Consider the following 24,782-nt stretch of genomic DNA (forward strand, 5'->3'; position numbering starts at 1 on the left):
GCATCATTTAGTAACGAGTACGAGTTCCCATGGCGTCGCAGCCGGCTGTCATCGATGACGTCCGTTCCCAGATGGGACGGGACAGCAAGCGCACGGCGCAGAAGACCGTGCTGGATGCGCGCCAGCGCCTGACCTCGAGCTCGGGCACGCGCGCCGATTTCGATTTCGAACTGATGCACGATTATGCGCAGTCCCGCGTCAGCGCGGCGCTGCCCATGGCGGCCATTGTGGTCATTCTTTCCGTCGTGGCCAGCCTGTGGGTGCCTGTCGTCTTCACCTCGCTCTGGGCGGGGCTGGTGATCCTGAGCCTGTTGATCGTCGTGCTGATGGCGCGGCGGTTCAGGACCAGCGATCCCGCCAAGTTTAATGCCAGCCGGTGGACCACGACTTTCGTGGCGGGCGAGATCGTCTATGGCCTGGCCTGGTCATTGCTGGCGCTGTTCACGCTGGTGGCGGAGCCGGCGACGCTGACGCCCGTGATGTTTGCCATGGTGCTGGTGAGCGTGGCGGCCAATGCCGTGGCGACGCACACCTTGCCCCCGGCCACGCTGATGAGTACGCTGCCGGTGACGCTGACGGTATCGGCCAATCTCATCGCGCTGGGCGGCACGCTCAACTACACGCTGGCCGCGGTGGCCATCTGCGGCGAAATCTTCTTCGTCTATCTCGCCCGCCAGTTGCATGGCACGGAGCTCGAAACCATTTCGCACCAGGCGGAAAAGGATGCGCTGATCGGCGAGCTGGAAGAGGCCCGCCACATGTCGGACGAGGCACGGCGGCACGCCGAGCAGGCCAATATCGCCAAGTCGCAGTTTCTCGCCACGATGAGCCATGAGCTGCGCACGCCGCTCAACGCCATTATCGGCTTTTCCGAAGTGCTGAAATCGGAACTGCTGGGGCCGCACCAGGTGCCGCAATACAAGGAATATGCCGGGGATATCCATGGCAGCGGGCAGCATTTGCTGAACCTGATCAACGAGTTGCTGGACCTCAGCCGTATCGAGGCGGGCAAGTATGAGCTGAACGAGGAAGTGGTGTCGCTGGTCGATATCGCCGAGGATTGCCGCCGCATGATGGAACTGCGCGCCAAATCCAAGGGTATCGAACTGGTCTACAGCATCGGCGACAACCTGCCCAAGCTGTGGGGCGACGAGCGCGCCATCCGCCAGGTGGTGCTCAACCTGCTGAGCAACGCCATCAAATTCACCCCGCAGCATGGCAAGGTGGTGCTGGTGGTGACGCGGAGCGGCGACGGCGGGCAGTTCATCTCTGTCAAGGACAATGGACCGGGCATTCCCGAGGATGAAATCGAGACCGTGCTGAGCTCATTCGGGCAAGGCTCGCTGGCGCAGAAGACGGCCGAACAGGGCGCCGGCCTGGGCCTGCCCATCGTGCAGAAGATCATGGAGCTGCATCAGGGGCGGTTCGACCTGTTCAGCAAGCTGCGCTTCGGCACCGAGGTGATCGCCACCTTTCCGCGCGCCCGCGTGATGGATGCGCTGGCGCCAGTGGTGGAGAAGCGCAACCGGCTCGAGATCTTCTCCGAAGCCGGCTGAAATTTTTCGCTTAGTATAGCAGCAGTTTCATATTATATATTGGCGCAGTTGGAGTATTCAACTTGCGCGATTTTGCTGTGCGCGATGCGTTGCTTTATATCGTCGCCAACAACCCCAGGACTGAACAAATAACCTTTGGCCGCAGCATTGGGGCCGAAACCATTGCCGTTGACAGCCTTGCGCCGGCCTATCTCGACGTTGATCCCAGCCTGGTATTCGACCTGGACCTGCGATCGATCGAGACCGTACGAAAGCTCAAGCACGCCCTGCCGCGCCATGGTGGGGGATGTCGCATATTCCTGATCGACCCGCATTCACGCGTGGCGGCCGTTCATGCGCGGGTATTGGGTGCCGATGCGGTGCTGCCTGCGTCGGCAAGTGCCGATGACGTTCACGCCGCGATGCGCGCGCATTTCGGCATCCGCCCCACAAATGGCGTTGCCGATGTCGCGGTGCGCCAATCCATAGATTCCGGCGTGGATGCGATGAATGGCAGCTTCAACGCGCTGGCAGACGACCTGGCATTCAGCGTGGCCGGCGTGGATGCCGCCAGCGGGCAGATCGCCGATGCCATCAAGGATGTCGGCGTCCAGGAATGGCTGACGACCGTCAAAGGCTATCATGTGGGAACGTATCAGCATTGCATGCTGGTTACCGGGATCGCCTCGGCATTCGGCAATGGGACGGGCATGGCACGCCAGGACGTCATCAAGCTGACGATTGCCGGCATGCTGCACGATATCGGCAAGGCCGCCATTCCCATCGAAATTCTCGACAAGCCGGCGGCCTTGAGCGACGAGGAAATGACGATCATGCGCACGCATACCGTTATCGGCAATGCGTATCTGACCAAGCGCAGCGACCTGAGCGCGGACATTCTGAGCAGCGTGCGCAGCCACCATGAATTGCTGGACGGCAGCGGATATCCCGACGGACTGCGCGCCGAACAGATTGGCGACCTGACGAGAATTCTCACCATCTGCGATATCTATGCGGCGCTGATCGAACGACGCAGCTACAAGGAACCGCGAAGCCCGGCGCAGGCCATGACGGTTCTGGAAGACATGGCGGGTTCGGGCAAACTCGAAGCCAGCCTGGTTCGCGAATTTGGCCGGATCATGCTGGCAAACCAGGCAGGCTAATCTTCCTTTCCGCTCACTGCGGCGCTTTCGAAGGTCGCCATATTGTTGTGGAGGTGCAGGGCCGTTTTGGCGAGGACCGCGGCCAGCGCGGCGCCGCTGCCTTCGCCGAGGCGCATGCCGAGATCGAGCAGGCCCTTCTGGCCCATGGCTTCCAAAGCACGGGCGTGGCCGCTTTCGGCCGAGGTGTGGGCGAAGAGGCAGTGGTCGATGGCAGCCGGATTGACGGCGTGGGCGATCGCGGCGGCCGAGGTGGCGACGAAGCCGTCGACGATGACCGGGACCTTCTGGTGGCGGGCGGCGATGAGGGCGCCGAGCATGGCAGCAATTTCGCGGCCGCCGAGGCGGGCGAGGATGGCCAGCGGGTGGTCCAGCTCGCCGGCATGGTGGGCCAGGGCGCGATCGACCGCGTCGGCCTTTCTGGTGAGGCCGGCATCATCGACGCCGGTGCCGCGGCCGACCCAATCGGCGCCGCTGCCGCCATAGAGGGCGGCATAGATGGCTGCGGCGACGGTGGTGTTGCCGATGCCCATTTCGCCCAGGCAGATCAGGTCCGGCTTACCGGCAATGGCTTCCATGCCATAGGCGATGGTGGCGGCGCACATCTTGTCGTCGAGCGCGGGTTCCCTGGTGATGTCGCCGGTGGGCATTTCGAGCGCGAGTTCGAAGACGCGCAGGTTGATCTCGTGCAGGGCACAAATCTGCGAGATGGCGGCGCCGCCATTGGTGAAATTGGCGACCATCTGGGCCGTGACTTCGCGCGGGAAGGCGGAGACACCCTGATCGGTCACGCCGTGATTGGCGGCGAAGATGGTGACCATGGGATTGTCGAGCCGGGGCTGCGCCCTGCCCTGCCAGCGCGCCAGGAATTCCACCAGACCTTCCAGCGCGCCGAGCGAACCTGATGGCTTGGTGAGTTGCGCATCGCGGGCGCGGACGGCGGCCACGGCGGCTTCGTCGCCATCGGGCGGCAGGGTCAGGAGTTCGATGACATCGGCATAGGCGGGGCTGAGCGGGGGCATGGCGAGTCGGTCTGGTTTTGGGTAGGAAGGTGCGGACTTGTTGCCGATCGCGGGACGAAAAGCAATTGAACGCCGAAGAGCCTGAAGTGAAACCGGAAGACCCCAGCAGCCCGCGCGCGCCGGCCGGCGGGCTTGGCCTGCGCGCCGATTTCATCATGGCGCTGCGGTTCTTTTCGCGGCTGCCGACGGGGGATTCGCTGCATCAGACGCCCGATCTGGGGCGGATCGCCATGGCGCTGCCACTGGCCAGCGCGGCCATCGGCAGCGGGCCGGCGCTGGTGCTGGTCGGCGGGGTGCTGGTCGGCTTGCCGAGCTATTTTGCCGCGGCTTTGGCCGTGGGCGCCATGGTGATAGCCAGCGGAGCGATGGCGGAGGATGCGCTGGCCGATGCCGCCGATGGCCTCTTTGGCGGGCAGACGATCGAGCGGCGGCTGGACATCATGAAGGACAGCCGGCACGGGACCTATGGCGTGGCGGCCATGTGCCTGTTCCTGCTGCTGCGGGTGACAGCGCTGGGAGCCGTTGCCGCTATCAATCCGCTGGCGGCGGGGGCGATGTGGCTGGCGGCGAGCATCGTCGCCCGCTCGGGCGCGCTGTGGGTGGCGGTGGCTTTGCCGCCGGCGCGGGCGGATGGGGCCTCGGCGACGGCGGGACGATTGCCGGGGCGGAGTTTTGCAGTCGGCGCGGTGTTTGCCGTGGTGCTGCTGTTCCTGCTGGGCGGACCAGCGACGAGCCTGGTGGGGCTCGGGGTAGCGCTGCTGCTGGCGCTGGCTATCATTGCCGGATGGACGGCTTTGTGCCGGCGGCTGGTGGGCGGGCAGACCGGGGACCTGATCGGGGCGCTGGGGGCACTGGTGGAGATCGCGGTGCTGGCAGGGTTGGTTCCATTTGCCTGAGCAGTAGTGCCACGACCTCGTGGTTCGACAAGCTCACCATGAGGTCTGCTGACGACTTGAAATTGCCGCAGCTATTGCCTTTATCGTATTGATGAGACTTGCAAACCCGGAGGCGCAGGCATGATCTTTATCGGCATTGCGCTGGTTGTCGCGGTCGGGCTGGCGTTGCTCATCAGCACCGATGCGGGGAGCCTGGTGGGGCTGACGCAGGCGCAGACGGCGCAACTGATCCCGCTGCTGGTGATCCTGATCGTCATTGCCGGCGGGCTGTTCACGCGGCGGCGCAAGGCGTCGGAGCTGGTGGGCAGCGTGCTGCTGTGGGTCGGCATTTTCGGTGTCGCGGCGGTGACCTATGCCTATCGGGACGAGCTGACCAATGTCGCGGCGCGAGTGGCCGGGGAGTTCCGGCCGGAGGTTGCCGTGGTGAATGCCGAACAGGGGCTGGCGACGTTCCGGCGCGGCATGGGCGGGCATTTCGAGATCAATGCGACGGTCAACGGCCATACGACGCCGATGATTTTCGATACTGGTGCCAGCGCGGTGGTGCTGACCATTGCCGATGCCGAGGCGGCGGGGATCGACACGGAGGGGCTGGCCTTCACCATTCCGGTTTCGACCGCCAACGGCACTGGGCGGGCGGCGCGGGTGCGGCTGGACCGGATCGAGGTGGGCGGCATCGTGCGCGAGCGGGTGGTGGCGTTCGTCACCGAAAGCGGGGCGCTGGAGACGAGCCTGTTGGGCATGACGTTCCTGGAAACGCTGAGCCGGTACAGCGTGACGCAGAATTCGCTGGAGCTGCAGGATTAGCGTTAGCAACCCCTCGCTAATGCTAACGGACTGTTAGCATTGACGCGCGGGCGCGGCTAACTCGCTTCGGCGAGGCGCGGGCGGGTGACGGCTTCGAGGGCGCGGAAGATGACCGTAGAATCGGCGCCCGGCTTGCAGGCGTCAACGCTGAGGATCTGACGGAACTGGCGGGCGCCGGGCAGACCGTTGGCGAGGCCGAGCATGTGGCGGGTGATGGCGTTGATGCGCGTGCCCTCTTCAGCTTCGCGGTGGGCATAGGTGGCCATGGCCTGCATGACGGCTTCGAGGGTCACCGGCTCGGCTGCGCTGCCGAAGAACCGGCGGTCGACTTCGGCCAGCAGCATGGGGGTGTGATAGGCGGCGCGGCCGAGCATGACGCCATCCATATGCGCCATTTCGGCTTCGGCGGCTTCGAGGGTTTCGAGCCCGCCATTGATCATGACAGGCAAAGGCGCGAGGCGTGCGCGGAGGCGATGGACACGATCGTAGTCCAGCGGGGGAATGGTGCGATTTTCCTTGGGGGAAAGGCCCTTGAGCCAGGCCTTGCGGGCATGGACATAGAGGGCATCGACGCCTGCGGCCACCATGGCATCGGCGAAGCGGTCGAGGCTTTGCTCGGTATCCTGGTCGTCGATGCCGATGCGGCACTTGACGGTGACCGGGCGAGAAGTCGCTTCGCGCATGGCGCGGACGCAATCGGCTACAAGGTCGGGCTCGGCCATGAGGCAGGCGCCGAAGCGGCCGGACTGGACCCGATCGGAGGGGCAGCCGACATTGAGGTTGATCTCGGCATAGTCATAGTCTTCGGCGAGGCGGATGGCCTGGGCCAGCTCAGCCGGATCGGAGCCGCCCAATTGCAGGGCGACGGGCGCTTCCTCCGCATTGAGGCGCAGGTGGCGGTGCGCATCACCATGCACGATGGCCGCGGCCGTGATCATTTCGGTGAACAGCAGGGCTTCTCGCGTGAGGAGGCGATGCAGATAGCGGCAATGCCGATCCGTCCAGTCGATCATCGGCGCCACGCTGAATTTCCGACTTCTTCCAAGATCGATCAAATATCTAGCTTTCTCAATTCATTAGCCCCCATTTCCGCCCGCGTCATCGCCCCGGCGCGTCTTGGATCGCGTTAACCAATCCAACACATTTCCAACGATTTCCAACGGGTTGCTCGATATGGGTCGGCATGTTGTACCGCAAATGTTGAACCGAAAAAACGAGTTGTACCGCCATGGGCTCCATTACCGAAAGACAGCGCGCGTCTGGCACTCCCAGCTTCCTCGCGCAGATCATGATCAAGCGCGGGGGAAAAGTGATCCACCGCGAGAGCTTAACCTTTGAACGCCGGCCGGCCGCCGCGGCATGGATACGCCAACGCGAGGCCGAATTGAAGCGCCCCGGCGCCGCCGAGCTCGCAGCGGAGCAATCGGCCGCAGATCGGGATGAGGACAATCCCCTGCTCGCCGACGTGATCGAGTATTATGTATCAACCAGCAGGAAGGCGCTCGGAAAGACCAAATCGCAGGTTCTCAGCGCCATCCAAAGGATGTCGATAGCCAAACATCGATGCCGGGCCGTAGGGAGCCCGCAGATCATCGAGTGGCTTGAGGAGCTCGCCGCCGGGGGCAGGCACAAGTCCACGGTCGGCAGCTATCTCAGCCACCTCGCGGCGATTGCCCGCATCGCTAAGCCCGCCTGGAATGTGCCCCTCGACTATCAAGCCGTCGTGGATGCCCGGATCGTGGCTTCTCGCCTTGGGTTGATCGGCAAATCGAAAAAACGCACCCGCCGCCCGACGCTCGCCGAGCTGGCAGCAATCCTGACGCATCTAAACGCTCGCCCACGGGGCAATTACAGAGGCGCGGTCCCCGTCTCGATCATTGTGCTTTTCGCCATCTTCTCCACGCGCCGGCTCGACGAAATATGCCGCATCCGATGGGAAGATTTCGAACCCCAAAATAGCCGCGTCCTCGTTCGGGACATGAAGAACCCCGGCGAAAAGGAGGGCAACGATGTGTGGGTGACTTTGCCGCCGGAAGCGGTCGAGATCATCCAGATGATGCCGCGAGGCCACGAGCGCATCTTCCCGCATAACGGCGATAGCGTCAGCGCGGCATTCACCCGCGCTTGCCCCATGGTCGGCGTCGTCGATCTACGCTTTCACGATATGCGCCACGAAGGCGTCAGCCGCCTCTTTGAAATGGGGTGGAAAATCCCCGATGCGGCGCTCGTCTCGGGGCACCGATCCTGGTCATCGTTGCAGCGCTACTCGCATATCCGACAGTCAGGAGATAAGTACGCAAACTGGCCGTGGCGGTCGTACATCACGAAGCGGCCGGCGCAAATCCTGACGCTCGATCGGCGTTGCAAAGAGAGGAAAGCAGCATGAGGGGACTAGGCCCATTCAACAGCAAATGGTGGTTTGCAATGCTGACGATTGGCTCCGCCATCTTCGTTCTATGGGCGATCTCTCAGGCCGCTCAGATGATCCTTCCCTAAAAAGAAGGCACAAAAAAAGGCCCCAGCGCCGAAGCGCTGGGGCCAGTTGGTCGGGAAAGGATGCTCCCGGCGCCCGAAGGCGGCCGGGAGCTGCGCTCAACCCCATATCGCGCCGATCCGCCAAGACGGCGCAGCACAGGGGATCGCAAGGGCTAGGGCTCGGATAGAGCCAAAGGGAATACGGCGGGGCTGCTGGACTGGCGCTCGATGCGCTGCAATATCTCCCGCACCACCCGGATATCGCCCGATTGCTGAGCGACGGCCGATTGCAGGTCGGAGAGCCCGCGCGATATCGCCGCGTTGGTCGTTTCCGCCGCGCCGAGCCGGTATGTCAGGTTGTCGATCTGGCGGGCGGCGGTTTCGACGGCGGATATGCGCAGGTTCGTCGCATCCCGATAGGCGATGAAATCCGTCCGGGTCTGAGAGACCTCCGCCATGAACTGCCCGTATGCCACAGCCAGGCCGACGAGCGTGATGGCAAATCCAACGACCGAGACGATGGTGTTGATATTCCACTCTTTCTTCGGCGGGGGGATGTTCATGGGGTCGCTCGCTGCTTTGTTCACGGTGGGGCAGTCCCTTGGGATAGTCGGCCTACTCGATGGTGCCGTAGTTGGTCCTCAGGGCCTCATACCAAGCCCCGAAATCGGTGATCCGCCCGTTGGCCCCGTCGAGGGCGACGAGGCATTGCCCGGCCAGGGCCTTGGGGCTCTGGCCGAGGGCGATCGCAGGGGGCAGCACTGGCGAGAACTGCGCCGGCCGAGCAGGCAGATTGACGACAACAGCCTGCCTAGCGGACAAGCCCGCGCAGGCTGTCAACATCGGCAGGACCAAGCAGGCAAATATCAGGCTCGCCGCCCGCGATTGATTGCTCATAATTCGAGAGCCTTTCCTTGAGGGTTTCCTCGCGAACGCGGGCCTGATTGGCCAGGCCGGCGGCAATTCGCTCGCTGGCCTGTGCTGCCGCGAGATCGCGCTTGAGGGCATCGACCTGCGATTGCAGCGCGGCGGCATTGCAGGCCGCCTCCGCCCTGCCCCTCCCGGCGTTGTAGGCGTAGGCATGGGAGGCCAGCAGGATCAGCATAACGCCGATCCCCTTGCCCAGCGGCGAGGTCGCAAAGCGCCACGCCGCCACGATGCCGGTAATCATCTATCGGGCCAGCTTGCCGGTGCGATAATCCTCGACCACAGCCTTGCGCGAGCGCAGCGCGAAGTAGATCACGGCGCCAGCGGCCACAACGGCCCCTAGCGGCCAGAGATCGACAATCGGCTCGATCGAGGATTTCAACCGATAGACAAGGCCGGCGCCGCCCTCGATCGACTTCACGATGGGCTCAGCAAATCCCAGCAGCGCACCACCGCCGAGAAGGCCGCCGAAGCCGAGCTGGCCGTTGGTTGCTTTGAGGGCTGCGTTGTTCTCGGGCTTGCCCGTGGCCCGATCCTGCGGAACTTCCCGCGGCTCGGCCGCCATGATGGCTTCCAGAAGATCGCCGCTCGGCTGGCCGGTCAGCGACAGGGCGTGATCGGCCTCGAAAGCCAGGATCGCGCCGCGCGTCTTGCTGCCATAGAGGCCGTCAGGCTTGCCGACCTCATTGTAGCCCTTGGCGATCAATGCCTTCTGGACAGCCTCGATCAAGGCGCGGCTGGCGGGCTTGGGCGCGCTGACAGGGACCGCTACGCTGGCAAGCGGCGGGTGGCGATAGCCGAGGAGGCTGCTCTTGGCGTAGCTGGCGACCGACACGGCATTGGACTGGTTGCCGCCGAGCACCCACACGCGGTCGCCGACCTCGGCGAGAAAGAACGCCACATGGCCTTGCCAGCCGGAATTGCCCCGCTTGAATACGACGATATCGCCGCGCACCGGGCTGTCGGTCGATGAGCCCCAATCAAGGTAGGAGCGGGCCGCGAGCGAGCCCGTGCCCTTGATCCCGCCCCGGCCGAGCATCGAATGGGCAAAGGCAGCGCACCATGCGGTTTCGTCATCCTTCACCCAATCATGGCCTGCATCGGCGAAGAACGCGACGACCTGGGCCTCATGCTTCCCGCCCACGATTTCCTTAAGCCCGAGAAGCTCGAACGCGGCGATCAGGTGCGCAGGATCGCCCGGCAGCACCTTCTTGAAGTTGGTGGTCATTTTCTGGCGGTCCTTTCGGCCAAAGAAAAAGGCCCGCGCTGGCGGGCCATATGGGTCTATTCATCCCCGAAGGAAGCCACGTAGGCGGCGACCTTCGCATCGAAGTCGGCGCCTCGACCCCCATCGTCATCCCCACGGCCATCCTTGCCGGCACCGCCCTTGGGCTGCGCCAGCGTCAGCGTCGTGATGAAGCCGGAGCGGGAATGCGAATGGCTCACCGCATCGATGCGATAGGAGCCGTCGATGCCGGGGCGGCATCCGACAACTTCACAGACGCCCTCCGGCTGGGCGTCGATATTGCCCTCAATGACGACCGTGCCCTCGCCGGCCTTTCGGTCGGCTTGCTTGGCATCGGCAGAGGCCCGCGCCGATGCACTGTCCTCATCCGGCTCAAGGAAGGGCGCCTCTTTGTCGGTCTCGGCATCGTCAGTCCCGGTGTCGGCAAAGGAGGCCACATAGTCGGCAACCTCTTTGTCGAAGCTGCGAGCTGCTGCGCGCTTCTCTATAGGGCGCCCCAGGATCGGCATGATCGAATAGGAATGCAGATTGACGCCCCATTCGGCCCGGATCGTGGGAAGGGCCTGGCCGCCCACCCCGCGCCCGCCATTGCGGTCGGCCAGGATCGCCGTATCCCCGACGATCTTGAATGTGCCTCCGACTTCGCGGGCCAGGCGCTCCCCGAACGAAACGAAGCTCTCGTTATCAAGGCCGATATATTCGCGGGTGATCGAGGCAAACGCGCTGTCCACCTTGACGGCCAAGCCGGCAGTTTTCCCAGCCGCGGTAAGCGCCTCCTCAACGGTGGCGTTGTCGAAGTGCCGCCGCTGGCCCTGTTTGGCCTTGCCGCGCGTGTCCAGGCCTTTGGCGCTGATCGAGATCGACCGCCCGGATCGACCGCCCTTGGCCTCGACCTCATCAACCACGCCCGAAAAGACCTGGCCGACGCCGGTATCAGACCAGCCAAGCTCGATCGATATCTTTGATCGAGGGCTCGGCATGATGATCTTGCCGTCCGTATCGTCGATTTCGAGCGATGCTGTATCGCTGGATTGCCCCGCCTTGTCCTGCACCGTCAGGCTGGTCAGAATAGGCGTCAGATTGCCGGTGATGTCGTCGCCATCGACGATCACCCGAAAGGCTGCTTTCTTCATGCCTCGCTACCCCCACAGGCGAACCGGCGTCACCGATTTGACGGCCTCGGCCGGCGGCGGAATGGGAATGCGAACTACCGTCCCGATGGGCAGAAACGGGCCATGCAGGACCAGGCCGGGATTGACGGCATAGAGCAGTTCCACCATGCCCGGCATCGCCCTCCGGAAGCGGCGCCAGATCAGCAGGGACACGGTGATGCTCTCGCCCTGGATGACGACGCTCTCGACAGTTTCGCCGGCCATCAGAACCACCCTGCAAAGAGCGAGAAGTAGGATTGTGGCGCGGGCGCCTGCGCGCGGCGCAGCTTGACACTCACGTCGATCTGCTTGCCGACGCCATTCCGATCCAGAAAGCTCGATCGGGTGCTCGCGCTAAGGATCGCGAAATAGCCCAGCGGCTTGCCGTCGCCGCGCATGACATATTGCGGCTTGCCGCTTGCCCGCATCTGGTCGAGCAACTCCAGCTCGCTCATACCGCCGAGGCTATGCGGAAAGAGCCGCCCCGAAAGGGACAGCTCATTCGCCCCCTCGCCCACAAATTCGAGCGGGGGTTCTACACCGACGATCGGCTTGACCGCATATTCCGTGGCCCCACTCGCCGAGACCTCATGGATGTTGAAGGGCGCGACTTGCACCATCAGAACGCCGATCAAATACAGCATCAGCCATACACTCCGGTGTCCGCGTGCGCCCCGCGCATCATCTTGCTCAATGCGTCCTCGACCTCGCGCCGGACCTCCAGCGCAACAGCAACCGGATCATCGGCACCGCTTATGTGGAAAGGCCCGATCTGCCCAATGGAAGGCCCGGAAGCCTGGCTAAGCGGCGTGATCGTGCCGCTCTTGTCGGGCGAGAAGATTTCCGGCTGATCCTCACCGACGAGGAAGGAACCACCAGGCCAGACGTTCCCGCCCTTGGCGCGGTGGCCGGAGGGAACGGGAAGGCCAGTATCGACCTGCCCATTTATGACCCCATTCAGCTCGCTCGGGCCGACAGTCACGCCCACCGATGGCCCGCCGCCCCAATTGAACAGCGAGGCGATGTTGATGTTCCCGATGGCCGCAAGGATTTTCTCGGGCCACGTCCGGAACCAATCAAGGGCCACGGCGAACATTGCCTTCATGCCGGCGAGCATGCTGTCGATGACATCATAGCCAGCCTGGCGAAAGCCTGCCTTCTCCTCGTCGGTCAGAACCTCTTGCGAGAAGAACGACCCGATCCACGACGTGAATTCGCCGATCTTGTCCATCGCGGCCGTGAAATTGGCCGCGATGATCTGGCCGGCGCCCCCGAGCCAGTCCAGCACAGGGCGGGCAAGCTCGATGGCCGGCGCCAACTCCTCGCCGATGCGGGCAGCAACGCCGCCGAAGATCGAGGACAGGCGATCCCAATATTTCCAGATCAGGACGCCGGCCGCGCCGACCGCCGCTGCCGCAACGGCAAAGGCTCCCCACACCGGGGCAGATATGGTCGCAACGCCCGCTCCGATGGCGGACAGGATGCCGCCCAGCGGGGCAATGCCGGGGATTGCAAGCACGATGCCGCGAAGGGCGACCCCGAACTTGGCAAATCCGCCAAACTTGGCCCCGCTCATCGCCGCGAGGGTCGCTTGCAGGCCGACCGAGCCCTTGGCCGCGGCCGTGGCGCCGATGATGGCCTTGCCGAGCGTATTATAGCCCAGCGCCAACATAGACAGCGCGCCGCCCTTGCCGAGAAGCCCAATGAAGGAGAGGCCGGCGATGGCAATCTTGAAGCCGATCACGGCGGCCGTCGCCGCGATGACATTGCGCGTCAGATCGGGATGGGCTGAGACGAAATCGGCGATCTGCTCGATCGTCGGCCCGATGGCCGTCATCAGATCGTTGATCGCCGGGATCAGAGCCGCGCCGATGACGATCTTGAGCGCCGTCAGCTTGTTGTTGAACAGCTCGACGGAGTTGGCGAAGGTCTTGGCCCGGACCTCATATTCGCGGAAGGACGAGCCGGCATAGGCGCTCTCGTCGCTGACAAGCGCAAGGCTGTCCTTGACCAGATTGAGGTTCGTCAGCAGCGGGCCGAGAGCCCGCGCCTCGCTGCCGAACAAATCCTTCGACACCGCCGCCTGAATATCGGCCGGAAGCTCGGAAATGCGCTCAAGCACATCGACGACCGTGCCAGTCGCATCGACCTGCATGGCCGCCGCGACGACCTTGGCGTCGAGGCCCAGCTTCTTGAATGCGCGCTGCTGCCGCGCAGTAGCGCTGCCGCCGCTGGTCAGGGCCGCGCCCATGTTGCGGAACGACGTGGCCGCGACCTCGCTTTGGGCGCCGGCCGAGATCATGGCCGAGCCGAGCGCGGCGACTTCCTCGGCCGTAAAGCCGAACATTTTCGCCTGCGCACCCACGCGACGCACCACGTCGAGCACTTCGGCGGCCGAGGAAGCCTGCGCGTTCGACAGGTGGTTCATCGCGTCGGTGAGGAGCACGGCCTCGTCGATCGTGATGCCCAGGCCGGTCATCATCTTGGCCATTGCTTCGCCGGCCTCGTCGGCCGAGATATCGAAGGCGACGCCAACCTTAGCGGCGGCCTCGGTGAAGCGGATCAAGTCCTCGCCGGCAATGCCAGCCTGACCGGCCGCCGCGGCGATCTGCGCCAGGCCATTGACCGAAATCGGGATGCGCTTGGACAGCGCGATGAGCTCCGCCTGAAAGTCCTTGAAGGCACCTTCCGAGCCGAAATCCACGACCTTGCGGACATCGGCCATGGCGCTCTCGAAGGCCATGGCGTCGCGGATCGGGGCCGACAGCGCGTTTTTGAGCACATAGAAGCCGGCCGCAGCATCGAACAGGGCGCCGCGCTGGCGGGCCAGCGCAGCATTATTGCTGGCAATCGCCGTATTGAGGCGCTGGCCGAAGTTGGCGCCGACCGCATTGTTGAGCCCGAGGAGCGAGGCGCCGATCTTCTTGGCGGGCGTCGTCACCTGATCCAGCAGGCGAACGATCAGCGATGAAGTGAGCGTTGCCATCTATCGCGGGCCTCGGCGTAACAGCCGAGCAGCGAGCGGATGCAAGCGCATCAGCAGCGTGATCGGCGTTTTGCGGACTTGGGGAAAAGGGGTGCAGAGCGCGTGCGATGTGATCGCGGTAATCGCGTCGAGGCCGCCGTTGGCCCTGCACCATTCCAGAATGCCGGCCAGCGTCAGTCCTGCACTGCCGCTTCGAGAAAAGGGCCGGCGATCCCGCCCAGCGCCTTGATGTCGCTGAAATGAGCCTTCTTGAGCGCGCCATCGGGAAGGCGGCTCATTGCTTCCACAACGCCGCGCGTTTGGGCGACGGTCGGATTGACGCCGGGCTGCATATTCAGCGCCTCAATGCGCTCAAGAGCCTCGCTATCGGGCTCATAGATGATCACGACAGTAATCGGATCGCCGCCGTCGACGGGAACGGGGAATTTCAGGGTGTGAGGCTTCTCGGCCCAAACGGGCGTGCTGGCGGGGGTGGCGGTCATGGCGGCGGCTCCTGGCGGGAAAAAACGGAAAAGGGCCGCCTAGCGCTGTCGCTGGGCGGCCCTCGCGGGGATGAAGGGGGACTAGGAGGCGCTATTGAACGCCGGGGATGCGGAGGATGCGGTTCACGTCCTCGTTCTGGTCGACACCATCGACGCGCCAGACGGACGTGAAGAAGTCCCAGGCGATCTTTTCGGCGCCGTCGAACCACAGCTCGTAGTGCATGACGCTGTTCATGGCGTACTCATGCCCCATCATTTCGCCGCGCTGGAAAGCGTCGGGGGCGACGCGGCCGAGGCGGGCTTCGATGATGGATTTGGCCTCGATCGTCTTGCCGCTGCGCTGATCGCGGATCGCGCCATAGGCCGTAAAGGTCTCGCGCGACTTCTTGCCCAGGCCGAATTGCGTCAGCAGATCGGGATCAAAGCCATTGAGCTTGAACGTCGGCTCGAATTTCTGAATGCCGACCTCGAATTCGGTGGCGACGAGCGCGCCGCCGGCATGGTGGTCAGCATAGATGGCCTGCAAATCCGGCAGCTTCAATTCGGCCAGCGTCAGATGCTTGCTCTTGGTGGGATCATGGAGGCCGCAGAAAAGGTTGGCCGCCTCCATGAGATAAACGGTGCCGCTCATCGGCTGATCTCCATGAATTGGACGTTGAGCGGGGCGCCGGTAAGCGGTGCCCCGCAAGGGAGGGTGGAAACGAGGAGAGAAATCGCGACGGCTAGGCCGCGGCGTCCATCTGCGAAAGCAGGTCGGAGAGCAGCGTATCGAGCGCCGGGCGATAGCGCGCCGAAGTCAGGCCCAGGCGCCGCAGAACGGGCGCCTCCTCGGCCTTGAACGTCAGGTTGAACTTGCCCTGACGAAGCTGCTCGGCGCTGTTATCGCCGGCATCGAAGCCGACCCTATAGCCGAGGATGGCCCCCTGCGCCTGCAAGTCCCGCAAGGCCGATTTCATGGTCTCGACGACAGCCTCGATCGTCTGGCCGTTGAGATTGTAGCGGCCGAGATAGAAGCGCAGCGTGCGCAGCATCAGCAGGTGGATATAGTCCCGCCCACGCGTGACGCTATAGAAGCGCCACAGCTCGTCCTCACCCGCGTTGTCAGTGCCGATAAACACGAAACCGCCCGAGGCAATGGCATCGGCGACGCCGGCCTCGCCGCGGACGATGATGCCGCCGTTCTCGGCAAGGATTTCCTGCCCTTCCGTCGAGCCATCGGTGAGCGAGAATTCGATATTGCGGTTCGGCCCGACAATCCCATAGCAAGGCTGATTAGCCCACGAATGGAACGGCAGGCCGCCCTTCTCGTGATCCCGGCGAACGCCGATACCGAGGGCGAGCCCAACGCTGTCGATATCCGTGGCAGGGCTCCCCACCTTGGCCCACGTCTCGACGGGGATCAGGCGGTCGGATTGCAGCGTTTCGCGCCATTCAGAGTAGGCGGCGCGGGTGGAATGCGGCCCCGTCACGACGGCATGGGCGATCAGCGCCGAGCAGATCGGCGGAAGGGCCGCACAAACTACATTGGCCAGGTCATCGACCGTGGCCGTCAACGTGGCGCCTTCGCCGGCATCGCTGGTGACGGAAAGCGCAGGCGCCCCCGTGTAGCCGCTGCCGCCCGACGTGATCGTTACCGTCAGGATCGCGCCCTCGCCATCGACGGTTGCGACTTCACCGGCAAAGCCGCTGCCGCTGCCGCCGGTCCCCGTGATGGCATCGCCAACCTCATAATCGGCGCCGCCGGCAGCGACCGTGATCGTCGCAACGCCGGTTTCCCGCTGATGGGTATAGCCGGGGACGCCGATCAGCCGGGGGACAACTCCGAGGGCAGGCCCCGCCTCTTTCAGCGCGTAGAGGCCGGTCTTGAGGGCCGCGCTGCCGACGATATTGGCAATGGTCTCGTCGTCATCCGCGCCGGCCTCGACGCGAACCACGACGACGCGAGCCGAGACCTGAAATTCGCCGAGCTGGCTATTGATCAGGTCGAATTGCGGGGGCAGCGTGCCCGTTGCACCGAGCGCCAGCAGCAGCGCGGCGTCATCCGAGTTGAGCAGGACGGGCGTGTTGAGCGGAAAGACCTCCGCAGTGGCCGCGGGGGCGGTGCCGACGAGGCCGATCACCGACATGTCGTAGCCAACGGCCGGACGCGGCTCTGCGCCGTCGCGCGTGATTGAAATGCCGAAAACCGGATCGGTCATCGGGTCTCTCCTTCTGGTTGGGAGGGCAATAGAAAAGGCTCGGCGGATTGCCGGGCCTTGGGTTCAAGCAAAGGGTGGATGGTCAGCGCCGGGCGCTGGCGCTGCCCTTGAGGAGGCGATAGAGGGGCCGGAACAGCAGCATCAGCGTGACGCACAGGCCGACGATGGGCCACGCCCAGCCTGGCGTTGCCTGCAAGAGGCAATCAAGCAAGGTGCCGTCCGTGCCGCCCATGTCGTGCACCACACAGCACGCGTGGATGGGAAAGAACTGTTCCAGCCATTGGAAGCCGGTGCATCCGTCGCTGATCATAGCGTGGCCGCCCATATCCAGAGATTGTCGAGGTCGGTTTCCGACATTTCGAGATAGACGCGGGCCGCCTCGATCATGGGGTGGTTGCGCCGGAATTCCAGCGAGAATTCCAGCATGGACGAAGCGAGGGCCTGTTCCACCGGGTCGGCGATGCTGGCCACCCAATCGTGCAGGGTGGCTTCATAGCCCTGAGCCCGCACCGCTCCCCAGAACTGATAGGGCTTGAGGATCGGCAAGGCTACAGGCGGCTCGGGCGGCGGCTCGTACAGCTCGACCGGAAAGCTGGGATTGGCCGCCAGCCAGGCTGTCAGGGCCGCCGTTATGGGTGCATCGTCATCGGGCAGATATGTGTAGTTCATCCGCCCGATGCCTTCGACGGTGAGGTCGATATCGAATGTGCCTTCCTCGGCCAGCGCCTTGATCGAATGGACAGTCGTTATGATCGTGCTCATCAGGCTGTCCTCACCCAAATGCCGCCCGGAGACCAGCTAGTCCCATCACCCGAACCGGTGTTTAGTGTCTGTCCAGAGATATTGCGCCAGGTGCCCGGCAGGACAGCGGAGCTTCTCGAAGTGACGGCAGGCCCAGCCACCCCTTCACCAGATATGATCTGGGCAAACATGAGTGCACGAAGGTTGGCCCCCGAGGTTGTGCCCCCATTTGCAACGCTTATCGTTGACCCGCCCGCAGTCGGGAGCAATGCCATAACAACCGACCCAACTGGATAACTGCTGCTCGCAGGGATCGGCGCCGCATCGGTGATGCCATATCCGGCCCGCGTGTTGGGCTTGCCTGACAGATCGGCGAAGGCGTGAGAGTGTCCGACAGCGGAATAGACCCCATCGAAATAGGCCTTCAGCGTTGCCTTGAGATTGGCCCAGGTGAGCTTCTTGAGCAGGCCGTCCGCCGCGCTATCCACGATGCCGAGCATATCCGCATTGACCGGCGTAGCCTTGTTGGTGGCGCCGACGATAGCAGGGGCGAGCGCATCCGCGGTTATGTCGCCCGGCGTGGGGTCGGTCACCCCCATATTGGCCTTGGCCCGGTTCTTCTGCGCCGTGCTGAGTTCCTGGGCGCGATCGAACAGCACCGCCGAGGCGAGGTCGGCCTTGCTGTTCAGTGCGGCGACCAGACCCGAGACCTGGTCGATGGCGTGCCCATGCGCGCCCAGCGCGGCTGCTGCCGCCTGGGCCAGCCACCGGCCAGCCGTCTTGATCAGCACATAGCCGTTCGGGGCTTCCGCCGCGCCATCTACGTCGGTCAGGTCGGTGAGCGCGAATGTCGTGGAATTTGGCATGAACCCCTGCAAAGCAGAGGACAATCCCGCAATATCCCCGATCCCGTGCTCATGATCGAACGCCGCCTTGCCGCCGATGGCAGTGAACAAGGACTGCATGTCCAGGTCGATCATCGGCAGCGTGAAGTTGGCAAGCGTCTCGAACTCTTCCTTGACGGTTTTCGCCTCATCTGGAAGCGGGTAGCCGCGATTTTCAGTCGGTGCCATTCCCGCTTCCCTTATTTCATGGCCGCGCCGAGATCAGCCGCGAGCGGCCGGGCGCCAGGCCCGCCCGTCAGGGTGATCTTGAGACGCATGAGGCTGGCCGAGAGGCTGTCTTCCCGGTAGTTGCGTTCGACCCAGGCCGGATCGGGCGAAATCTCTGTCGCGTGCAGCGGCAGCTCCGTCCAGTCGTCATCGGCAAGATCGTACTGCACGGCAGCGGTGGAGCCGCCAGGCAGCGAGAGCTTGAGATAGGCCGATATGCTGTCGGCCGTCGAAAAGTCGAACGCCCGGCTGACATAGGTCGCCTCGGTTGCGATCTCCCCGGCGATGAATTCAACGGGCGCATAGAGGATCGGCGACAGATGCTCGGTGCCGGTCAGGATCGCGCGCAGCTCGACGGTCTCGGTAAGATACTCGCCGAGCTGCAACACCTGATACGGCAAGAGCCGATAGATCGCCCCGCCTGGCCGCTCGATCTCGAAAACGACAGAGCAGGCCGCGCTTGGCAATTCGACTGCCGCCCGCACCTGCATATCGCTGCAATCAACGAGGTCGAATGACCCCAACTCCACCGTCTTGGTGGTGACCGGATAGCGGGCCGCCACCAGCCGGAAGGAAAGCGCTTCATTCTGATGCGCTGTCCATGTCCGGGCATTGACCGACGAAAGGCGCGGGCCAATGGGATAGGGGTGCGAGGTCACCGGCTTTTGCAGGGTGGCGTCGAAGCCCCCCAGCGCGGCCAGCGAGATCGAGTGATCCCCATCGTCCGTCTTGATGACGAAGGCATGATCGCGATCATTGCCCGTCGTCACCGGCAGATCATAGCGCCCCGACTTCCAGCCGGTGACTGCGCCCATCATCGACACGAATGCCTCGGCTTCGAGCCGCGTGGTCGGCAGGCCGGTATCGACCGCGACCTGATGGATCAGGATGTGATTGCTCTCATCGCCGATGTGGCAAAGGTGGAAGTCCACCCCCACCAGTTGACGCGTTGCCGGCAGCAGGAAGATTTGCGCCTGCGGGTCCGACGAAGTCTGGAATGAGAACATGCTGTCGCCCCCGCCGCCTTCCGACGACGACTGCCGCGGCGGCTCCGACCAGCGATTGATGGTCGTGGTGCGGCGCATCACATCGACAGTGAGCGTGCCCTGCCCGGTGAACAGCGCTTCGGCCACGGTCCCGCCCTGCCCGGTTGCGAGCACCTTCTTGGTACCTGCCGGAACATTGGCGGGAATGGTGAACGTCCCGCTGATCTCGCCGTCAACGTCGGCGGGATCGAGCCCGCCAGGCATCACGTCGAGGCCGTCAAAGGTCAGCGCGTCGAGGATTTCCCCGACGCCAAAGCCCGCAATGGTGAAAGCCACGCTCCGCTGGCGCAGGAAAGGCAGCTCATCATTGCGCTGCCCGACCTTGCTGACGGTCGTTTCCTCGGTGACGCGGGCGCCCGACCAGTTGATGCCGCGCTGGAATTCCAGCGTGGCCGGCGAGGTCCATTGCGTATCGCGCTCCGACCAGAAATCCGCTGCCGGCGTCAGCGTCAGCTTGCCCGGCATCGGTATAAAGTTCTGGTACGGGTTGATCTTCTCGCAGCCTGTTTTAAGCGCCTGCTCGACCAGAACCTCTTCCACCCAATCGAGCGTCACAGGCCCGGTCAGGTCGGTGTCATAGAAGGTCGGCTCGATCGCCAACTGCATCAGCCGATTGCCGATGGCCGCCGTCTGCGCCTCGCCCTGATCGCGGTAATAATCCGTCTCGAAAGGGTCGACGAACATATTCTTCTTGGCCGTGGGATCGCGCCGATCCACCTCGCTGCGCAGCCGCTCCAACTGGATAAGTCGCGACTGATCCTCGACCAGATTGAACACGCGCCGGACTTCCGCCCATGTCGGCATGCGAACGCCGGTGCGCTCACCATCCACGACAATGGCCGGCAGGCCGGTCCAATTGTTGTGAACCTCGCAAAGCGGCAGCACATCGGCCGGGGGAACCGGCATCACCGGGTTGGTGATAGCCGACACGCCATAGATATAGGCCGGCGCGCCGTTCGGCAGCAGGCCAATGATATCGATGCGGGGCAGCTTATAGGTATAGGCGAGGATGATGTCGCCGCCCGTCGCCCCGCCCGAGACCGTGATGGTGGCGTCGTCGAAAGTGTCGGCCGTCACGCTGGCGCGATACCGATACTTGACCTGATAGCTCGACCCGCTCAGCGGCTCGGCCCCTGTCGGAGCCCAGTCCACGCCATTGCCCGTGCGGACAAAATCGGTGCTTTCAACATAGGTGGTGCCGCCCTGGGTAACCTCGACAATCTCGATCACCGAGCTATCGGGCAGGCCATCAATGCCATTGGACAGCACGCCGCGCGTCACCGAGACCGTCTTTTCCTTGGTCAGCAGGATCGAGGTGATTTCGTCGATCGGGGCAAAGTCGGTCGTTATCGTCTGGCTCGCGCCACCGGAATAGGTGTGGGTCTCGCCCGGCACGGCCGCCACGTCCCAATCTTCGGTTTCGGCGATGCGCAGCGCGGCGAAGCGGACATTCTTGAAGCCGCTGATATTGGCCTCGCCTTCCTCGATCGAGAAATGCTGCTTGCCACCCGAGGGGCCGAGGGCCGTCACGCGATTGCCGCTGACGATGTAATGCCCATGGGGCCGATCATAGATGGCAATGGCCTGCTGGATGCCATTGAGCATCGGCGGCGGCGTCTGATCGATGATCGTGCCGTCCTGCAGAAGGTAGACCTGATGGAACTCACCTTCCGCGCTGTCATCGGCCAGCGCCCAGGCGATATGCGCCACTTCGCGCGCCGCGCCATCTTCCCCTTCGGCCAGCGAACCGGGAACCAGCCCGCGCAATGACGCATCGTCGTCTGCCGTGATCCATTCGCGAACCAGGCGCACGCCGATCGACACGACACCGGTCATAGCAACACCGGCAATGACCTTCTCGGCAACCGGGAATTCATCGCCGGCCACGAAAATCTTGCCAGCGGTCAGCGTCACGGTTTCCGCGTCCACATCGACGACGGCCATGGCGCCCTCGGTGCGATCGCCATCCTTGGCGATGAGCCGGCCGAGGCGGTCATGACGGCCGCGAATGATGGACTGCAGATCGTTCAGTTCGGCGCCCTGGATCAGGGCGCGCTCGCCATAGAAAACGACCGCCTGCTGTTCCTGCACACCGCGCGCGCGATCGTAGGCAGCGGGCAGGCCGCTTTCATGCTCGTACATCAGAACCTCATGAGGATTTTGATCTGCTCGCGCACGGTGCGGCGGAGCGGAATGGAAACGTCCTTGGCGGCGATGACCTCGCCGCCAATCACTTCATCGGGCGCCAGCCACAGCCGGCCCGCCGCGACCCCCTCGGCAAGCTCGGCATTGACCAGGATGGCCAGCGAGCTGCACAGCGTTGCATCGGCGTCGTCGAATTGCGTTAGAGCCTCAAGATACAGCTCCCCGGCGCCCGGCTTGGGCTGATAGGGCTCGGCATCCACGACATAGGCGCCGTCGATATGCGCGGCGACGGGATGCACCGCCCGGCACCGGCGATAGCCGATCACGCCAGCATCGTTAGCCAGGCGGATATAGATCGGCTTGCCGGAGAACCAGCCAGCCAGCACCGACCGGCGCTGATCGGCCGGATCGTCAGCCCACGGGACGTTCAGATCAACCCACAGCACATCCATTTCGGCCCAAACCAGCCCGCCTCCGACGACCAATGCCGAGACGGCCTTGATGGTGGGGCGATAAAGTTCAGTCGGGACAACAAAGCTGCCGCCCTGCTCGCCGACGACCTCGACGACATCGTCGTCAAAGGTGACGGCCAAATCCAGCGTGCCGGCCGGAAGGGCAAGCACCGCCTCATCGGCTTCGCGTGTGGCCGCCGTCCCGTATGTCAGGATCGGCGAGGTAACGGCGTCACCTTGCTCAAGCTGCACAGCGATATCGACGGTGACATCGACAGCCGCACCATTCGTCAACTGCAGCCCAAAGCTGGGCCGCAAGCGATTGGTGGTGGGCTCGGTGGTTTCCCACACGAGATCGTACCGAGACCATGTTGCATCGGGAGCGATGGCCGACACGATGCTCTTGAGTACCGCGGTTGTCTCCACCTCGCGGAAGCGCAGGTGAAAACTTGCCGGCGCGAATACGGCCTCTATAAGTTGGACGTAAGCACTAAACGCCCAAAGCTGCCCCGGAGCGGCCGGGATGGCCGCTGGCGGTTCAAAAACAAGCTGGCACTGGTTGATGTTGGCCGTCCCGAAAAAGCGTATCCGCGTATATGGCAGACCGTTTTTGACGCCGGTTGCCAGCACCTCTGAACTCAAGCCGCCAGCCGGCGAAAGCGACCAATTGGTCGGAAGGCCGGTGCCGACCTGCCCCTGATTGGTCGTGTTGCGAATATAGTTGGTCGATGCCGGCTCGATCGTCAGGCCGAGATCGGTGATGCGCGGCTCATTGGCCGCAAATTCCTGCCACACGCCATCGCTGTCCAGCGCCATGCCGACGCTATCGCGCTCGACCGAAAACACGGTCGCCAGATCAACGGCCTCGCCATCGACAGTCGCACTGCCGGCAATGAAGTCCCACGAGGCGGCGGTATCGCCAGGCTGCAACATCCAGTTGCCGATGGCCCGGCCTTCATCCTCGGCCAGGACATGCGCGAATTCATGGCTTCGCCCGAATGACCAGATCGTGCCGGCCGGCGTAACGGCGATGCCGCTTTCATGATCGAGCATCGACCCGTCAAGCGGGGAATGATCGGCCTCAAGCGGGCCGACATCATACTGATGCACGCCGCGCCGCAACTGCGAGCGCTTCGGCACCGAAAGGCCGGTAATGCCCTCGATCCGCTCAAGGTCCGGGCTGTCCGCCACCGGCAGGTCGGGAAAGCGAAGCTGGAAGGAATTCCACCAGCGCCGCCCGGTCCATGCCGGCTCGATCTCGGCGCTATAGCCGATCCATGCCAGGCCGATGGCAACGGCGCTCACCGTGCCTCGGATGCGCTGCCAGCGCACGCCCTGGTCGATCAGGTCATAGAGGTTCGGCACATAGGGCGTCAGCTCGCCCAGGCCATATTCGTAAACCAGAAACGGCAGAAGCGAGGGGATCGGCGCCGCGATCTTGGTGCCGCGAATGAGGTCAATCGGCGGGATCAAGAGGCTGGAAGGATCAAGGGCTTCCGCCAGCGACTTTTCGAAAGCCGTCGAATGCTGCGGCAGAAGCGAAGCGCCCACTAGAAGTCCCTACCCTTGTTTGTGAGGCTGATCGATCCCAGCGCGACCGCCTGATTGAAGGGGACAGCCGCATCGGCGGCCGGCGCGGTTACCGCCACGCGCTGGACGCCCGGCAGCATCAGGCGGGCGGAAATCCACGCGCGCGTGAGATCGAAGCCAAGGCCGCTCTCGGCCGCCCAGGCGGCGCGCAGCGCGCTTTCCAGCGTCGGCATTATGGAGCTGGCCGTCTGCGGCAAAAGCCAAACGTCGGCGGCAATGTTCACGATGGTCCGAGCGGCGGCCTGGACAACGATCGTGTCGTTGACCATCCGCACATCCGGCGCCTGCAACGCAGCATCGACCGTGGCAAGCAACCCCGCGTCGGGGACGCCGTTATTGTCGGTCGAAAAGACGGCCGCGTAGATCGTCGGATTTCGCCCGATCGTGTAGATCGCGACGCTGGCCACGCGGAGGCTCGCCCCCATGGCGACGGCTGAATAGCGCGCCTCTGTGCCGCCGGGTGATCGCCCGCGAATGGCCAGAATGACGCGCTGCCGGAGGCGCTCGTCGCTCTCGCCGAATATGCGGATCACGTCATAGAACGAGGCCAGAATATCGAGATCGCCGGCATAGGCATAAGGCAGGAGATTTGCCCGGAAGGCTTCGTTTACGCGCTGGCGAAGAAGCCATTCACTGTAGGCGCCTTCCTCCAAGACCTTTTTCGTCAGGCTGCTCTCAAGCAGCAAGGTCGGGGCCACGGCGGGAAAGCGAGAGACAAGCTCGGCCTCTTTCCGGGCGAGGATGGTTTCAGTGGGGATTTCCTGCGTGATCACAGGAGCCGGCAGGCCATCGAGATAATTGTCAGCCATCT

Annotated in this window: 24 protein-coding genes; 5 read left to right on the forward strand and 19 right to left on the reverse strand. The window is 63.9% G+C overall.

Annotated features, from left to right (window positions below):
- Positions 1-29: 29 nt before the first annotated feature.
- Entirely contained in the window at positions 30-1,556 is a 1,527-nt protein-coding gene (locus tag NVV79_RS18210; RefSeq protein WP_303992207.1) for a HAMP domain-containing sensor histidine kinase, read from the forward strand.
- Positions 1,557-1,618: 62 nt separating this feature from the next.
- Positions 1,619-2,698: an HD-GYP domain-containing protein gene (locus tag NVV79_RS18215; RefSeq protein ID WP_303992209.1), complete on the forward strand. Its 1,080-nt coding sequence runs from the start codon at positions 1,619-1,621 to the stop codon at positions 2,696-2,698.
- On the opposite strand, the gene cobT is transcribed toward NVV79_RS18215, so the two are convergent.
- On the reverse strand, positions 2,695-3,717 hold the full coding sequence (cobT, locus tag NVV79_RS18220) for a nicotinate-nucleotide--dimethylbenzimidazole phosphoribosyltransferase (protein WP_303992212.1): 1,023 nt from the start codon (positions 3,715-3,717) through the stop codon (positions 2,695-2,697). The two genes, NVV79_RS18215 and cobT, sit on opposite strands and share 4 nt — an antisense overlap.
- Before the next feature lie 86 nt (positions 3,718-3,803).
- Between cobT and NVV79_RS18225 the strand changes: the two genes are divergently transcribed.
- Both NVV79_RS18225 and NVV79_RS18230 read left to right on the forward strand, forming a co-directional pair.
- A complete protein-coding gene (locus NVV79_RS18225) occupies positions 3,804-4,613 on the forward strand; it encodes an adenosylcobinamide-GDP ribazoletransferase (RefSeq protein ID WP_303992215.1) in 810 nt (269 codons plus the stop codon).
- A 120-nt stretch (positions 4,614-4,733) separates the two neighbouring features.
- The gene (locus NVV79_RS18230) at positions 4,734-5,420 is read left to right on the forward strand and encodes a TIGR02281 family clan AA aspartic protease (protein WP_303992218.1); all 687 of its coding nucleotides are present in this window, start codon (positions 4,734-4,736) and stop codon (positions 5,418-5,420) included.
- A 56-nt stretch (positions 5,421-5,476) separates the two neighbouring features.
- Here the strand turns inward: NVV79_RS18230 and dusA are convergent, their stop codons facing one another.
- Positions 5,477-6,493: a tRNA dihydrouridine(20/20a) synthase DusA gene (dusA, locus tag NVV79_RS18235; RefSeq protein WP_303992779.1), complete on the reverse strand. Its 1,017-nt coding sequence runs from the start codon at positions 6,491-6,493 to the stop codon at positions 5,477-5,479.
- Positions 6,494-6,648: 155 nt separating this feature from the next.
- Between dusA and NVV79_RS18240 the strand changes: the two genes are divergently transcribed.
- Positions 6,649-7,806: a site-specific integrase gene (locus NVV79_RS18240; protein ID WP_303992221.1), complete on the forward strand. Its 1,158-nt coding sequence runs from the start codon at positions 6,649-6,651 to the stop codon at positions 7,804-7,806.
- A 262-nt stretch (positions 7,807-8,068) separates the two neighbouring features.
- Here the strand turns inward: NVV79_RS18240 and NVV79_RS18245 are convergent, their stop codons facing one another.
- The 17 genes from NVV79_RS18245 to NVV79_RS18325 all read right to left on the reverse strand — a co-directional run bounded on the left by NVV79_RS18245 (position 8,069) and on the right by NVV79_RS18325 (position 24,780).
- Positions 8,069-8,458 carry a hypothetical protein gene (locus NVV79_RS18245; RefSeq protein ID WP_303992224.1) on the reverse strand — a complete coding sequence of 130 codons (390 nt, stop codon included), beginning with the start codon at positions 8,456-8,458 and terminating at the stop codon, positions 8,069-8,071.
- A 52-nt stretch (positions 8,459-8,510) separates the two neighbouring features.
- Positions 8,511-8,657, reverse strand: a complete 147-nt coding sequence (locus tag NVV79_RS18250; protein WP_303992227.1) for a hypothetical protein — start codon at positions 8,655-8,657, stop codon at positions 8,511-8,513.
- Positions 8,658-8,706: 49 nt separating this feature from the next.
- Entirely contained in the window at positions 8,707-9,000 is a 294-nt protein-coding gene (locus NVV79_RS18255; RefSeq protein ID WP_303992229.1) for a hypothetical protein, read from the reverse strand.
- A 66-nt stretch (positions 9,001-9,066) separates the two neighbouring features.
- Positions 9,067-10,050 (reverse strand): TIGR02594 family protein, encoded by a 984-nt coding sequence (locus NVV79_RS18260; protein WP_303992231.1) that lies wholly within the window; start codon positions 10,048-10,050, stop codon positions 9,067-9,069.
- A 56-nt stretch (positions 10,051-10,106) separates the two neighbouring features.
- Positions 10,107-11,201: a phage late control D family protein gene (locus NVV79_RS18265; protein ID WP_303992234.1), complete on the reverse strand. Its 1,095-nt coding sequence runs from the start codon at positions 11,199-11,201 to the stop codon at positions 10,107-10,109.
- A gap of 6 nt (positions 11,202-11,207) precedes the next feature.
- A complete protein-coding gene (locus tag NVV79_RS18270) occupies positions 11,208-11,444 on the reverse strand; it encodes a tail protein X (RefSeq protein ID WP_303992237.1) in 237 nt (78 codons plus the stop codon).
- Positions 11,444-11,863, reverse strand: a complete 420-nt coding sequence (locus NVV79_RS18275) for a phage tail protein (RefSeq protein WP_303992240.1) — start codon at positions 11,861-11,863, stop codon at positions 11,444-11,446. Before NVV79_RS18275 ends, NVV79_RS18270 begins: the two co-directional genes overlap by 1 nt.
- Complete coding sequence (locus NVV79_RS18280) at positions 11,863-14,205, reverse strand: phage tail tape measure protein (RefSeq protein WP_303992243.1); 2,343 nt, start codon at positions 14,203-14,205, stop codon at positions 11,863-11,865. The genes NVV79_RS18275 and NVV79_RS18280 overlap by 1 nt, the downstream gene beginning before the upstream one ends.
- 173 nt (positions 14,206-14,378) lie before the next feature.
- Positions 14,379-14,687 (reverse strand): hypothetical protein, encoded by a 309-nt coding sequence (locus tag NVV79_RS18285; protein WP_303992246.1) that lies wholly within the window; start codon positions 14,685-14,687, stop codon positions 14,379-14,381.
- A 91-nt stretch (positions 14,688-14,778) separates the two neighbouring features.
- The gene (locus NVV79_RS18290; protein ID WP_303992249.1) at positions 14,779-15,318 is read right to left on the reverse strand and encodes a phage major tail tube protein; all 540 of its coding nucleotides are present in this window, start codon (positions 15,316-15,318) and stop codon (positions 14,779-14,781) included.
- A gap of 91 nt (positions 15,319-15,409) precedes the next feature.
- On the reverse strand, positions 15,410-16,885 hold the full coding sequence (locus tag NVV79_RS18295) for a phage tail sheath C-terminal domain-containing protein (RefSeq protein ID WP_303992252.1): 1,476 nt from the start codon (positions 16,883-16,885) through the stop codon (positions 15,410-15,412).
- 82 nt (positions 16,886-16,967) lie between these two features.
- A complete protein-coding gene (locus NVV79_RS18300; RefSeq protein ID WP_303992255.1) occupies positions 16,968-17,195 on the reverse strand; it encodes a hypothetical protein in 228 nt (75 codons plus the stop codon).
- Positions 17,192-17,647, reverse strand: a complete 456-nt coding sequence (locus NVV79_RS18305; RefSeq protein WP_303992258.1) for a hypothetical protein — start codon at positions 17,645-17,647, stop codon at positions 17,192-17,194. Before NVV79_RS18305 ends, NVV79_RS18300 begins: the two co-directional genes overlap by 4 nt.
- A complete protein-coding gene (locus NVV79_RS18310; RefSeq protein ID WP_303992261.1) occupies positions 17,647-18,699 on the reverse strand; it encodes a hypothetical protein in 1,053 nt (350 codons plus the stop codon). Before NVV79_RS18310 ends, NVV79_RS18305 begins: the two co-directional genes overlap by 1 nt.
- An 11-nt stretch (positions 18,700-18,710) precedes the next feature.
- Positions 18,711-21,926 carry a DUF4815 domain-containing protein gene (locus NVV79_RS18315; protein ID WP_303992263.1) on the reverse strand — a complete coding sequence of 1,072 codons (3,216 nt, stop codon included), beginning with the start codon at positions 21,924-21,926 and terminating at the stop codon, positions 18,711-18,713.
- Positions 21,926-23,932, reverse strand: coding sequence for a phage tail protein (locus tag NVV79_RS18320; protein WP_303992266.1), 2,007 nt, complete (start codon positions 23,930-23,932; stop codon positions 21,926-21,928). Before NVV79_RS18320 ends, NVV79_RS18315 begins: the two co-directional genes overlap by 1 nt.
- Positions 23,932-24,780, reverse strand: a complete 849-nt coding sequence (locus tag NVV79_RS18325; RefSeq protein ID WP_303992269.1) for a baseplate J/gp47 family protein — start codon at positions 24,778-24,780, stop codon at positions 23,932-23,934. Before NVV79_RS18325 ends, NVV79_RS18320 begins: the two co-directional genes overlap by 1 nt.
- Positions 24,781-24,782: the final 2 nt, after the last annotated feature.

Source organism: Devosia ginsengisoli, assembly GCF_024707105.1.
Taxonomy (GTDB): domain Bacteria; phylum Pseudomonadota; class Alphaproteobacteria; order Rhizobiales; family Devosiaceae; genus Devosia; species Devosia ginsengisoli_A.